Here is a 12,991-nt window from a genome sequence, read left to right as displayed (position 1 = left end):
TTTGGTCAAAATTTGTGCTATATTCCGCGCCCGCGATTTTCCTGCACATTAGAACCGGTCACTGACATGCAAGCAGCCAAACCACTCTACGACTATCCCAAGTACTGGGCCGAATGCTTCGGGCCAGCGCCTTTCCTGCCGATGAGCAGGGAGGAGATGGATCAGCTCGGCTGGGATTCCTGCGACATCATCATCGTGACCGGCGACGCCTACGTCGACCATGCGTCGTTCGGCATGGCCATCATCGGCCGTCTGCTGGAAGCCCAGGGTTTCCGCGTGGGCATCATCGCCCAGCCGAACTGGCAGTCGAAGGACGACTTCATGAAGCTCGGCGAGCCGAACCTGTTCTTCGGTGTCGCGGCGGGCAACATGGACTCGATGATCAACCGCTACACCGCGGACAAGAAGATTCGTTCCGATGACGCCTACACCCCCGGCGGCATGGCCGGCAAGCGTCCGGACCGCGCCAGCCTGGTGTACAGCCAGCGCTGCAAGGAAGCCTACAAGCACGTGCCGATCGTGCTCGGCGGCATCGAGGCCTCGCTGCGCCGCATCGCCCACTACGACTACTGGCAGGACAAGGTCCGCCACTCGATCCTGGTCGATGCCAGCGCCGACATCCTGCTTTACGGCAACGCCGAGCGGGCGATCGTCGAGGTCGCCCAGCGCCTGTCCCAGGGTGAAAGCATCGAGCACATCACCGATGTGCGCGGCACCGCGTTCATTCGCCGTGACACCCCGCAGGGCTGGTTCGAGATCGACTCCACGCGCATCGACCGTCCGGGCCGGGTCGACAAGATCATCAACCCGTACGTGAACACCCAGGACACCCAGGCCTGTGCCATCGAGCAGGCCAAGGGCGAGCAGGAAGACCCGAACGAAGCCAAGGTCGTGCAGATCCTCGACAGCCCGAGCGTCACCCGCGAGAAGTCGGTGATCCGCCTGCCGTCGTTCGAGAAGGTACGCAACGACCCGGTGCTCTACGCCCACGCCAACCGCGTGCTGCACCTGGAGACCAACCCGGGCAATGCCCGCGCCTTGGTGCAGAAGCATGGCGACGTGGATGTGTGGTTCAACCCGCCACCCATTCCCATGACCACCGAGGAAATGGACTATGTGTTCGGCATGCCCTACGCACGCGTCCCGCACCCGGCCTATGGCAAGGAGCGCATCCCGGCCTACGAGATGATCCGCTTCTCGGTGAACATCATGCGTGGCTGCTTCGGTGGCTGCACCTTCTGCTCGATCACCGAGCACGAAGGCCGGATCATCCAGAACCGCTCCCACGAGTCGATCCTGCACGAGATCGAGGAGATGCGCGACAAGGTGCCGGGCTTCACCGGCGTGGTCTCCGACCTTGGCGGCCCGACCGCCAACATGTACCGCATCGCCTGCAAGAGCCACGACATCGAGAGGCACTGCCGCAAGCCGTCGTGCGTGTTCCCGGGCATCTGCGAGAACCTCAACACCGACCACAGCTCGCTGATCGAGTTGTACCGCAAGGCCCGCGCCTTGCCGGGGGTGAAGAAGATCCTGATCGCCTCGGGCCTGCGCTACGACCTGGCGGTCGAGTCGCCGGAATACGTGCGCGAGCTGGTCACCCACCACGTCGGCGGCTACCTGAAGATCGCCCCGGAGCACACCGAGCGTGGTCCGCTGGACAAGATGATGAAGCCGGGCATTGGCACCTACGACCGCTTCAAGCGCATGTTCGAGAAGTTCTCGAAGGAAGCGGGCAAGGAGCAGTACCTGATCCCGTACTTCATCGCCGCGCACCCGGGCACCACCGACGAAGACATGATGAACCTGGCCCTGTGGCTCAAGGGCAACGGTTTCCGCGCCGACCAGGTGCAGGCGTTCTACCCCTCGCCGATGGCCTCGGCCACGGCCATGTACCACTCGGGCAAGAACCCGCTGCGCAAGGTCACCTACAAGAGCGAAGGGGTGGAGATCGTCAAGAGCGAGGAGCAGCGCAGGTTGCACAAGGCGTTCCTGCGCTACCACGATCCGAAGGGCTGGCCGATGCTGCGTGAAGCGTTGCAGCGCATGGGCCGCGCCGACCTGATCGGCCCGGGCAAGCACCAATTGATCCCGCTGCACCAGCCGCAGACCGACAGCTACCAAAGTGCCCGACGCAAGAACTCGACGCCGGCCGGCAGCCACAAGGTGGGCAAGGACCAGAAGATCCTCACTCAGCACACCGGCCTGCCACCGCGCGCCAGCGACGGCAGCAAGCCGTGGGACAAGCGCGAGAAGGCCAAGGCCGAGGCGTTCGCCCGCAACCAGCAGGCGGCCAAGGAACGCAAGGAAGCGGCCAAGGGCGGCAAGGGCAAGAAGCCGCGCCAGCCGGTCATTCCGCGCTGATCTACCGGCCATGGGGCTGCGTTGCAGCCCTTTCGCGACACAAGGCCGCTCCCACAGAAATACAGCGTACGCTGATCGAAGTGCGTGGGCCTTGTATCGCGAAAGGACCGCAACGCGGTCCCATGCTCTGAGCTTTCAATCCGGCTGCTTGTCGACCCACTTCGGCAACACCGGCGATTCGAACCGATCCACGCCGTCCAGCAGCTCATCCGGCTGCTGCCCCAGCAACAGCATCGCCCGATGCTGCGGCCGCACGAAGCCCTCTTCGACGATATGGTCGAGGAACCCGCCCAGCTTTTCATAGAACCCGTTCACATCCAGCAGCCCCAGCGGCTTGGCGTGATAGCCCAACTGCCCCCAGGTCCACACCTCGAACAGCTCCTCCAGCGTGCCCAGGCCGCCCGGCAGGGCGATGAATGCATCGCTGAGCTCGGCCATGCGCGCCTTGCGCGCGTGCATGCCGTCCACCACCTCCAGGCGGGACAGTCCCTTGTGGCCGATCTCGGCGTTCATCAGGCTTTGCGGAATGATGCCGATGACTTCGCCACCAGCAGCCAGCGCGGCATCGGCGACGGTGCCCATCAGGCCGACCGCGCCACCGCCGTAAATCAAGGTCAGGCCACGACGTGCGATGGCCTGGCCCAGAGCCACGGCAGCTTCGCGATAGGCGGGGTTGGCACCGATGCTGGCGCCGCAGAAGACACAAACGGAACGTACAGGCATTGCTTATCTCCCTTTACATGCGCGCACAGGGTAAGGCGCATGCCTGTCGCTTCCAAGGGGGATCATTCGGGACGGGCGAACTCACAGATGGCGCCACTGGCGCCGTGAGCGTAAGCGGCGAGCAGGCTGTTCATGAAGCTGGAAAGGGACATTTCATTCAACTCCTAAATGAGAGGTTGTCCCATCGTCTATCAAGAGGGCATGATGTGCACTTTGATTGGTTGTATACAATCCATTGAACAAATCTACTGCCTGGCCACTTGACACCCCTTGACCCATATCAGGTACGGGCGTCCGATTTTCAGGCAGTCTCGCAATTGATAAAACCCTGCCAAGGAGATTCATGATGTTTGCGAAAGCTGTAGCGGTATCCCTGCTGACCCTCGCCAGCGCCTCTGTCTTCGCTGCTGACAAGTGCTCGGTGACTGTCGACTCGACTGACCAGATGTCCTTCAATACCAAGGAAATCACCGTCGACAAGAGCTGCAAGGAGTTCACCGTAAAACTGACCCACTCCGGCAGCCTGCCGAAGAACGTCATGGGCCATAATCTGGTCATCAGCAAGACCGCCGACATGCAGGCCATCGCCACCGAAGGCATGTCCCAGGGCCTGGACAAGGATTACATCAAGGCCGATAACGCCGCGATCATCGCCCACACCAAGATGATCGGCGCGCCTGAGAAAGAAACCGAAGTGAAGTTCGATGCCACCAAGCTGGAAGCCGGTGGCGACTACAGCTTCTTCTGCACCTTCCCGGGCCACATCGCGATGATGAAGGGCAAGGTCATCGTCAAGTAATCAACGTCTGACGCAGTACCCTGTGGGAGCGGGGCAAGCCCGCTCCCACGTTCAACCTCATGCTATTCAGGGCGCGAACGGCAGCTCGCGCTTGTGCTGGGTCTTGCGGTAGGTGGCGACGATGATGTCGAACGCTGCCTGATCGACCGGCTGCCCATGCAGGAAGGCATCAATCTGCTGGTAGGTCACGCCGTGTGACGCCTCGTCCGGCTTGCCCGGCTCGAGGTCTTCCAGGTCCGCGGTCGGCACCTTCTCCACCAGTGACTCTGGCGCGCCGAAGCTGCGCGCAATGGCCCGTACCTGGTTCTTCACCAGCCCGCTCAGCGGCGCCAGGTCGCACGCCCCGTCACCGAACTTGGTAAAGAACCCCATCACCGCCTCGGCGGCGTGGTCGGTGCCGATCACCAGGCCCGCGCGGGCACCGGCGACGGTGTACTGGGCGACCATGCGCGTGCGCGCCTTGACGTTGCCGACGACGAAGTCCACCAGGGTCGGCGAGCCATTTTTCAGCGCCTGAACTTCCGCCGCCAGGGCCTTCACCGCCGGGGCGATGTCGATGGTGTGCACCTCGTCGGCCTTGATCACCTCCAGGCAGGCCTGGGCGTCGTGTTCGTCGTGCTGCACCTGGTACGGCAGGCGCACGGCGATGAAGGTGTAGGCCTGGTCGCCGGTCTCGCTGCGCAGCTCGTTGATGGCACGCTGGGCGAGCAGGGCGGCGGTCAGCGAGTCGACGCCGCCGCTGATGCCCAGGACCAGGGTCTTGAGCCGGGCATTGGCCAGGCAGTCCTTGATGAAGGCCACGCGCCGGGCGACTTCCCGCTCGAGCGCGGCGGCGTCTGCGAACGGCGGCTGCACCTTGAGCGCCCGGGCAATCTCTTGCTGAACGGCTTGCATGGGTTACTCCTTGCTGGGGACTTTGAATACGTGACGCAGGTAAGTGACGAAGTTCTCGTCGCGGCACTGGGTCTTGGCGGCTTCGTCGGAGATCTTCGCCACCGGCGAGCCATTGCAGTCGGTCATTTTAAGCACGATGTTCATCGGCGCCACACCGGGGATGTCGCAGGTCAGGTTGGTACCGATACCGAAGCTGACATTGATGCGCCCACGCAGGGCCCGGAAGATCTCCAGCGAGCGGGTCAGGTTCAGGCCGTCGGAGAACACCAGGGTCTTGGTCATCGGGTCGATCCCCAGCTTCTGGTAGTGGGCGATGGCTTTCTCGGCCCAGGCCACCGGCTCGCCCGAGTCGTGGCGCAGGCCGTCGAACAGCTTGGCGAAGTACAGGTCGAAGTCCTGGAGGAAAGCGTCCATGGTGATGCAGTCGGTCAGGGCGATGCCGAGCAATCCACGGTATTCGCGGACCCAGCAGTCCAGCGCGGCGATCTGGCTGTCGATCAACCGCGGGCCGAGCTGCTGGTGGGCCATGATCCACTCGTGGGCCATGGTGCCCAGGGGCTTGATATCCAGTTTCCATGCCAGGTCGACGTTGCTGGTGCCGACGAAACGGCCCGGGAACTCATCGCGCAGCACCCGCACTACTTCTTCCTGTACGCGGCTGGAAAAACGCCGGCGGGTGCCGAAGTCGGCCACCTGCAGATGGGCCAGTTCGTCATCGCTGGCGTGGGCGCGCAGCCAGTCGAACTTGCGATGCAGCTGGTCGCGGGCTTCGGCCAGGCGCATGCGCGGATGCAGGTGGCGGTTGCGCACCTCGCTGATGATCGCCAGCAACGGCACCTCGAACAGGATCACATGCAGCCAGGGGCCGCGCAGGCGCAGGAACAGCTGATCGTTTTCGATACCGATGCGCACATAACGCAGGTTGAAGCGGAACAGGCGCAGGAAGCGCAGGAAGTCCGGCTTGAGGAAGCTGATGCGCTCGAGGAACGCCAGTTGGTCGTCATCCAGGGTCAACTCGCTGAGCCGTTCGAGCTGGTTGCGGATCTCGCCCAGGTAGGGCCGCAAGTCCTCGCCATTGCGGCAGCGGAACTCCCATTCGACGTCGGCGTCCGGGTAGTTGTGCAGGACGGCCTGCATCATCGTCAGTTTGTAGAAGTCGGTGTCGAGCAGGTTGTGCACGATGCGCTCGGCGAATGCGCTCTCGCTCATCAGGGGGAAGCTCCAAGGCGGGCAATGGCGACCATTGTGCCAGATCGCGGGGCAAGCCCGCTCCCACGCCGCTCGCGATCCTGGCCTTTGCAGGTAATTTTCCGTGCGCCAGCTAGCCTTCAAACGGTGCTGCCTGTAGCAGTCACGCACCAGCGGTGTGCAGTTCGGTGACGTCCGCTGTTACAGGTCGGTTGCACGTTAACACTCGCAAGGGTTGCAATGATGGCGCTCGGAGGTTGCTCCTTGTCTAGGTGTATCGGTAGCGCTTGCTCCGCAGTAGACGGTTGCACGCTCAATAAAGAAAAGGCCGCCGGTCGCCTCTATTCACTCCCTATCGTGTGTTTTCCCGGAAGACAAAACCACTGGCACGGCCCTTGCTCGGAGCTCAGGGCTGAGAAGTTGTAGTGCCAACCAAAAAATACTCTAGGAGCACCACCTCATGTCGCAGACGTTTTACAAGAAAGGTTTCCTGGCACTGGCCGTAGCCACGGCACTGGGTGTTTCTTCGTATGTTCAGGCCGACATCAAGATCGGCGTCGCGGGTCCCATGACCGGGGCCAACGCAGCGTTTGGCGAGCAGTACATGAAAGGTGCGCAGGCAGCGGCCGATGTGATCAACAAGGCCGGTGGCGTGAACGGCGAGAAGATCGTCCTGGTCAAGGGCGATGACGCCTGCGAGCCGAAGCAGGCCGTGGCCGTGGCGAACCGTCTGGTCGATCAGGACAAGGTGGCGGGCGTGGTCGGCCACTTCTGCTCCTCCAACACCATCCCCGCTTCCGAGGTCTACGACGAGGCCGGCGTGATCGCCATCACGCCCGGCTCGACCAACCCGCAGGTGACCGAGCGCGGCCTGTCCGCGATGTTCCGCATGTGCGGCCGTGACGACCAACAGGGCATCGTCGCCGGCAACTACATCGTCGATGTGCTCAAGGGCAAGAAAGTCGTCGTGCTGCACGACAAGGATACCTACGGCCAGGGCCTGGCCGACGCGACCAAGGCGCAGCTGATCAAGCGCGGTGTCACGCCGGTGCTTTACGAAGGTTTGACCCGTGGCGAGAAGGACTTCAGCGCCGTGGTCACCAAGATCCGCGCCGCAGGTGCCGATGTCGTCTACTTCGGCGGCCTGCACCCTGAGGCCGGTCCGCTGGTGCGTCAGCTGCGCGAGCAGGGCCTGAAGGATGTGGCGTTCATGTCCGACGACGGCATCGTCACCGACGAACTGGTGGCCACCGCCGGCGGCGCCCAGTATACCAACGGCGTGTACATGACTTTCGGCGCCGACCCGCGCCTGCTGCCCGACAGCAAGGCGGTGGTGGAGGAGTTCCGCAAGAACGGCACCGAGCCTGAAGGCTACACCCTGTACGCCTACGCTTCGGTCCAGGCCCTGGCCGCCGCCTTCAACGGCGCCAAGTCGAACAAGGGCGAGGATGCCGCCAAGTGGCTGAAGGCCAACCCGGTCAAGACCGTCATGGGCGAGAAGAAGTGGGACAAGAAGGGCGACCTGACCGTCTCCGACTACGTGGTCTACCAGTGGGATGCCAACGGCAAGTACCACCAGCTGGAAAAACAACAATAACAACGGCATCCGGCCCGGGCGCGCCATGCTCCGGGCCGTGGCCCCGCGGTACCTGTCATTGTCAGTAGATCTGCACAGTTCTGCGCTGCGAGGGCCGTTGCATCCGGACCCTGCGTGGTCGGCGCTCGTGCGATCTCAATCAGGTGAGATTGCGTTATGGATGGTATTTTCCTGCAGCAACTGGTCAACGGCCTGACCCTCGGGTCGGTCTACGGCCTGATCGCCATCGGCTACACAATGGTCTATGGCATCATCGGCATGATCAACTTCGCGCACGGCGAGGTGTACATGATCTCCGCGTACCTCGCGGCGATCAGCCTGGCATTGCTGGCCTACTTTGGTATCGAGTCGTTTCCGCTGCTGATGCTGGGCACCCTGTTGTTCACCATCGTCGTCACCGGCGTCTATGGCTTCACCATCGAACGCATCGCCTACAAGCCTCTGCGCAACTCCACCCGCCTGGCTCCGCTGATCAGCGCCATCGGCATCTCGCTGATCCTGCAGAACTACGCGCAGATCAGCCAGGGCGCCCGCCAGCAAGGCGTGCCAACCCTGCTCGAAGGCGCCATGCGCATCGAAGTGGGCACCGGCTTCGTGCAACTGACCTACACCAAGATCTTCATCCTGGTGGCCGCCTTCGTTGGCATGGCGCTGCTCACCTACGTCATCAAGTACACCAAGCTCGGGCGCATGTGCCGAGCGACGCAGCAGGATCGCAAGATGGCTTCGATCCTGGGCATCAACACCGACCGGGTGATCTCCTACGTGTTCGTCATCGGCGCGGTGATGGCCGCGCTGGCCGGCGTGCTGATCACCATGAACTACGGCACCTTCGACTTCTACGCCGGCTTCATCATCGGCATCAAGGCCTTCACCGCCGCTGTGCTCGGCGGTATCGGCTCGCTGCCGGGGGCGATGCTCGGCGGCATTATCCTGGGGATCTCAGAATCGTTGTTCTCCGGCCTGATCAACTCCGACTACAAGGACGTGTTCAGCTTCTCGCTGCTGGTGATGATCCTCATCTTCCGTCCCCAAGGCCTGCTGGGTCGCCCGCTCGTGGCTAAGGTGTGAACATGTCCGCTGCCAATTCTGCCTCTGTTGCCCAAACCAAAGGTTTCGACCTCAAACGCAGCCTGCTGGAGACGATCGTCGCCGGCCTGCTGGCCCTCATCGTCTTCGGTCCGGTCGTCGGCGTGGTACTTGACGGCTACAGCTTCAACGCTGAACCGGCCCGCGTGGCCTGGCTGGTCGGCGGTGTGATGGCCGGGCGTTTCATCCTCAGCTTATTCCTGCAGACACCGACCGGCCAGCGCATGCTCCAGGGCTTCGATAGCGGTGGTTCGGGCGTGCATGTACTGGCGCCGGACTACAAGTCGCGGCTGCGCTACATCATCCCGGCGCTGATCGTCATCGCCATCGTGTTCCCGGTGTTCGCCAACAAGTACTTGCTGACCGTGGTCATCCTCGGCCTGATATACGTGCTGCTGGGCCTGGGCCTTAACATCGTGGTGGGCCTGGCGGGCCTGCTCGACCTGGGCTACGTGGCGTTCTACGCCATCGGCGCCTATGGCCTGGCCCTCGGCTACCAGTACCTGGGCCTGGGCTTCTGGAGCGTGCTGCCGCTGGCGGCGATCGCCGCGGCGCTGGCGGGGTGCATCCTCGGGTTCCCGGTGTTGCGCATGCACGGCGATTACCTGGCCATTGTCACCCTGGGCTTCGGCGAGATCATTCGCCTGGTGCTGAACAACTGGCTGTCGTTCACCGGCGGCCCGAATGGTATGCCGGCGCCGTCGCCGACCTTCCTGGGGCTGGAGTTCGGCCGCCGGGCCAAGGATGGCGGAGTGCCGATCCATGAGTTCTTTGGCTTCGATTACAACCCCAACCTGAAGTTCGTGTTCATCTACGCCGTGCTGTTCCTGGTGGTGCTGGCGGTGCTGTACATCAAGCACCGGCTGACTCGCATGCCGGTGGGCCGCGCCTGGGAAGCCCTGCGCGAGGACGAGATCGCCTGCCGTTCCATGGGCCTGAACCACGTGCTGGTCAAGCTCTCGGCGTTCACCCTGGGCGCCTCCACCGCTGGTTTGGCCGGGGTGTTCTTCGCCACCTACCAGGGCTTCGTCAACCCATCGTCGTTCACCTTCTTCGAGTCGGCACTGATCCTCGCCATCGTCGTGCTCGGCGGCATGGGCTCGACCGTGGGCGTGGTGATCGCCGCGTTCGTGCTGACCGTGGCCCCGGAGCTGCTGCGCAGTTTCTCCGAGTACCGGGTGCTGCTGTTCGGCGTGCTGATGGTGCTGATGATGATCTGGCGACCGCGGGGGCTGATCCGCATCAGCCGTACCGGTGTGGTCCCGCGTAAAGGAGTGGCGCCATGAGCGACGAAATCATTCTGTCGGTCGACAACCTGATGATGCAGTTCGGCGGGATCAAGGCGCTCAGCGATGTCAGCCTGAAGGTCAAGCGCAACCAGATCTTCGCCCTGATCGGCCCCAACGGCGCCGGCAAGACCACCGTGTTCAACTGCCTCACCGGCTTCTACAAGGCCAGCGGCGGACGTATCGAGCTGAACGTGCGCGGCAGCCACACCAACGTCATCCAACTGCTCGGCGAGCGCTTCCAGGCGGCGGACTTCGTCTCGCCGGCGCGCTTCGCCAACCGCCTGTACTACAAGATGTTCGGCGGTACCCACCTGGTCAACCGCGCAGGTCTTGCACGGACCTTCCAGAACATTCGCCTGTTCAAGGAAATGTCGGTGGTGGAAAACCTGCTGGTGGCCCAGCACATGTGGGTCAACCGCAACCTGCTGGCCGGCGTGCTCAATACCCCGGGTTACCGCAAGGCCGAGAGCGACGCGCTGGACCATGCGTTCTACTGGCTGGAGGTGGTCGACCTGGTCGATTGCGCCAACCGCCTGGCTGGCGAGCTGTCATACGGCCAGCAGCGCCGCCTGGAAATCGCCCGGGCCATGTGCACGCGGCCGAAGATCATCTGCTTGGACGAGCCGGCCGCCGGCCTCAACCCGCAGGAGACCGAGGCCCTGAGCCGCATGATCCGCGTGCTGCGCGATGAGCACGACATCACCGTGGTGCTGATCGAGCACGACATGGGCATGGTCATGAGCATCTCCGATCATATCGTCGTGCTCGACCACGGCAACGTGATCGCCGAAGGCACGCCGCAGGACATCCGCCACAACCCGACGGTGATCGCCGCCTACCTGGGTGCAGATGAAGAGGAGCTGATATGAGTGCGCCCATTCTTGAGCTGAAGGACCTGGATGTGTTCTACGGGCCGATCCAGGCCCTGAAGAAAGTCTCGATGCATATCAACGAGGGCGAGACGGTGAGCCTGATCGGCGCCAATGGCGCGGGCAAGTCGACACTGCTGATGTCGATCTTCGGCCAGCCGCGGGCGGCCTCCGGGCAGATCGTCTATCGCGGCACCGACATCACCCGCAAGTCGTCGCACTACATTGCCTCCAACGGTATCGCCCAGTCTCCGGAGGGGCGCCGGGTGTTCCCCGACATGACTGTCGAGGAGAACCTGATGATGGGCACCATTCCGATTGGCGACAAACATGCCGGTGAGGACATGCAGCGCATGTTCGAGCTGTTCCCACGGCTCAAGGAGCGGCGCAACCAGCGTGCCATGACCATGTCCGGCGGCGAGCAGCAGATGCTCGCCATCGCCCGGGCGCTGATGAGCCGGCCCAAGCTGCTGCTGCTCGATGAGCCCTCGCTGGGGCTGGCACCGATCGTGGTCAAGCAGATCTTCTCCACCCTGCGCGAGCTGGCGCAGACCGGCATGACCATCTTCCTTGTGGAGCAGAACGCCAACCATGCGCTGAAGCTGTCGGACCGGGCCTATGTGATGGTCAACGGGCAGATCCGCATGACCGGGACCGGGCAGGAGCTGTTGGTCAACGAGGAGGTGCGTAACGCCTATCTGGGCGGGCACTGAGTTACATTCCACAGATCGCGGGGCGAACCCGCTCCCACAAGCGCCTCATTTGGGCCTGTGGGAGCGGGCTTGCCCCGCGATGCGTTTTATGCCAGACGGCAGATGTGGACAACTTGTCGCATATCTTTCTTGAAACACGCCACAACCCCACTGCAAACCCTTGTTTCCACAAGTGGAAAACTTTCCACGGATTATGTGGAACCGCCTGTGGAAAACATGGTGGCACCTCGCTCCAGCCCAGATAAATCAGCGCGTTCGAGCACTTGGTCGTTTTTTGAACAATAACGGTTTGTGCATGATTTTGCATGTGTTTTGCGCAGCCCATGGATATACCCACAGCGGGGAAATTTCTGTGGATAACGCTGTGGGAAAACCTTGGACAGACCGCCAGAGACGGCATGGTTGAAAGCCTTGCGCCATCATCCACGGATGTCCACAGCGCGCAGAGGTTCCCTTGACCCGACGAGTTGCCCCCAATCCATGGGGAAAGCCTTGTGGATAAGGTGCGCATAGCCCGGTGCAGCCCTTCTACCACGGGCCTCAGCGAGGTTAGTACATTTTTTGACCAGCGGTGATGACGGTTGTGGTCGAGCCCTGCGCCGGGCATGCTGCGAGGCCTGTCGACGACAATCCAACGCTAAGGAGAAGAGCATGACATCCACCGTATTCATCACTGGCGCGACGTCCGGTTTTGGCGAGGCCACCGCCCGCCGTTTCGCCGACGCCGGCTGGAAGCTGGTACTCACCGGTCGGCGCAAGGAGCGCCTGGATGCGTTGTGCCAGGAACTGTCGGCCAAGACCGAGGTGCACGGCCTGGTGGTCGATGTGCGTGACCGTCAGGCGATGGAAGCCGCCATCGCCAGCCTGCCGCCGAGCTTCGACAAGCTGCAGGGCCTGGTCAACAACGCCGGCCTGGCGCTGGGCGTGGACGCCGCGCAGAACTGCAGCCTGGACGACTGGGAAACCATGGTCGACACCAACATCAAGGGGCTGATGTACACCACTCGCCTGCTGTTGCCTCGATTGATTGCCCATGGGCGTGGCGCGTCGATCCTCAACGTCGGTTCGGTGGCGGGCAACTACCCGTACCCGGGCGCGAATGTGTATGGCGGCACCAAGGCCTTCGTCGGCCAGTTTTCCCTGAGCCTGCGCTGCGACCTGCGAGGAACGGGCGTGCGGGTGAGCAATATCGAGCCGGGGCTGTGCGAGAGCGAGTTCTCGCTGGTGCGCTTCGGCGGTGACCAAGCCAAGTATGACGCCACCTATGCCGGCGCCGAGCCAATCCAGCCGCAGGACATCGCCGAGACCATCTTCTGGATTCTCAACCAGCCGGCACATATCAACATCAACAGCCTTGAGCTGATGCCAGTGAGCCAGGACTGGGCAGGGTTCTCGATCGACCGGTCGGCCAAGGGCTGATACGCCAATGATCGCGGGGCAAGCCCGCTCCCACGATGGCGTGGGAG

Annotated in this window: 11 protein-coding genes; 8 read left to right on the top strand and 3 right to left on the bottom strand. The window is 62.9% G+C overall.

All coding sequences use genetic code 11. The features are described from left to right. Positions 1–66 precede the first annotated feature (66 nt). Positions 67–2,364, top strand: coding sequence for a YgiQ family radical SAM protein (locus AC25M7_RS19080; RefSeq protein WP_069016482.1), 2,298 nt, complete (start codon positions 67–69; stop codon positions 2,362–2,364). A 135-nt stretch (positions 2,365–2,499) separates the two neighbouring features. Here AC25M7_RS19080 and AC25M7_RS19075 read toward each other — a convergent pair whose 3' ends face one another. Further along, positions 2,500–3,087 (bottom strand): cytokinin riboside 5'-monophosphate phosphoribohydrolase, encoded by a 588-nt coding sequence (locus AC25M7_RS19075; protein ID WP_062360859.1) that lies wholly within the window; start codon positions 3,085–3,087, stop codon positions 2,500–2,502. 346 nt (positions 3,088–3,433) lie between these two features. On the opposite strand from AC25M7_RS19075, the gene azu reads away from it, so the two are divergent. Continuing rightward, positions 3,434–3,886: an azurin gene (azu, locus tag AC25M7_RS19070; protein ID WP_028688246.1), complete on the top strand. Its 453-nt coding sequence runs from the start codon at positions 3,434–3,436 to the stop codon at positions 3,884–3,886. Positions 3,887–3,952: 66 nt separating this feature from the next. Here azu and nadE read toward each other — a convergent pair whose 3' ends face one another. Then, the gene (gene nadE, locus AC25M7_RS19065; RefSeq protein ID WP_062360860.1) at positions 3,953–4,780 is read right to left on the bottom strand and encodes an ammonia-dependent NAD(+) synthetase; all 828 of its coding nucleotides are present in this window, start codon (positions 4,778–4,780) and stop codon (positions 3,953–3,955) included. Positions 4,781–4,783: 3 nt separating this feature from the next. Beyond that, positions 4,784–5,989: a nicotinate phosphoribosyltransferase gene (pncB, locus tag AC25M7_RS19060; protein WP_028688244.1), complete on the bottom strand. Its 1,206-nt coding sequence runs from the start codon at positions 5,987–5,989 to the stop codon at positions 4,784–4,786. Positions 5,990–6,428: 439 nt separating this feature from the next. Here pncB and AC25M7_RS19055 point away from each other — a divergent pair, with 439 nt between their 5' ends. The 6 genes from AC25M7_RS19055 (at position 6,429) to AC25M7_RS19030 (ending at position 12,944) form a co-directional block, all read left to right on the top strand. After that, complete coding sequence (locus AC25M7_RS19055; protein WP_236179502.1) at positions 6,429–7,565, top strand: branched-chain amino acid ABC transporter substrate-binding protein; 1,137 nt, start codon at positions 6,429–6,431, stop codon at positions 7,563–7,565. A 156-nt stretch (positions 7,566–7,721) separates the two neighbouring features. Continuing rightward, positions 7,722–8,636, top strand: coding sequence for an ABC transporter permease subunit (locus tag AC25M7_RS19050; RefSeq protein ID WP_028688242.1), 915 nt, complete (start codon positions 7,722–7,724; stop codon positions 8,634–8,636). A 2-nt stretch (positions 8,637–8,638) separates the two neighbouring features. Next, complete coding sequence (gene livM / locus AC25M7_RS19045; protein WP_028688241.1) at positions 8,639–9,940, top strand: high-affinity branched-chain amino acid ABC transporter permease LivM; 1,302 nt, start codon at positions 8,639–8,641, stop codon at positions 9,938–9,940. After that, complete coding sequence (locus tag AC25M7_RS19040) at positions 9,937–10,812, top strand: ATP-binding cassette domain-containing protein (protein ID WP_050707124.1); 876 nt, start codon at positions 9,937–9,939, stop codon at positions 10,810–10,812. The genes livM and AC25M7_RS19040 overlap by 4 nt, the downstream gene beginning before the upstream one ends. Beyond that, on the top strand, positions 10,809–11,525 hold the full coding sequence (locus AC25M7_RS19035) for an ABC transporter ATP-binding protein (protein ID WP_028688239.1): 717 nt from the start codon (positions 10,809–10,811) through the stop codon (positions 11,523–11,525). Before AC25M7_RS19040 ends, AC25M7_RS19035 begins: the two co-directional genes overlap by 4 nt. 651 nt (positions 11,526–12,176) lie before the next feature. Beyond that, positions 12,177–12,944: an SDR family oxidoreductase gene (locus AC25M7_RS19030; protein WP_023629361.1), complete on the top strand. Its 768-nt coding sequence runs from the start codon at positions 12,177–12,179 to the stop codon at positions 12,942–12,944. Positions 12,945–12,991 lie beyond the last annotated feature (47 nt).

Source organism: Pseudomonas sp. P106(2024) (assembly GCF_057480815.1).
Note: the sequence above shows the minus strand (reverse complement) of the source record. Positions and strands in the feature narration are given on the sequence as shown.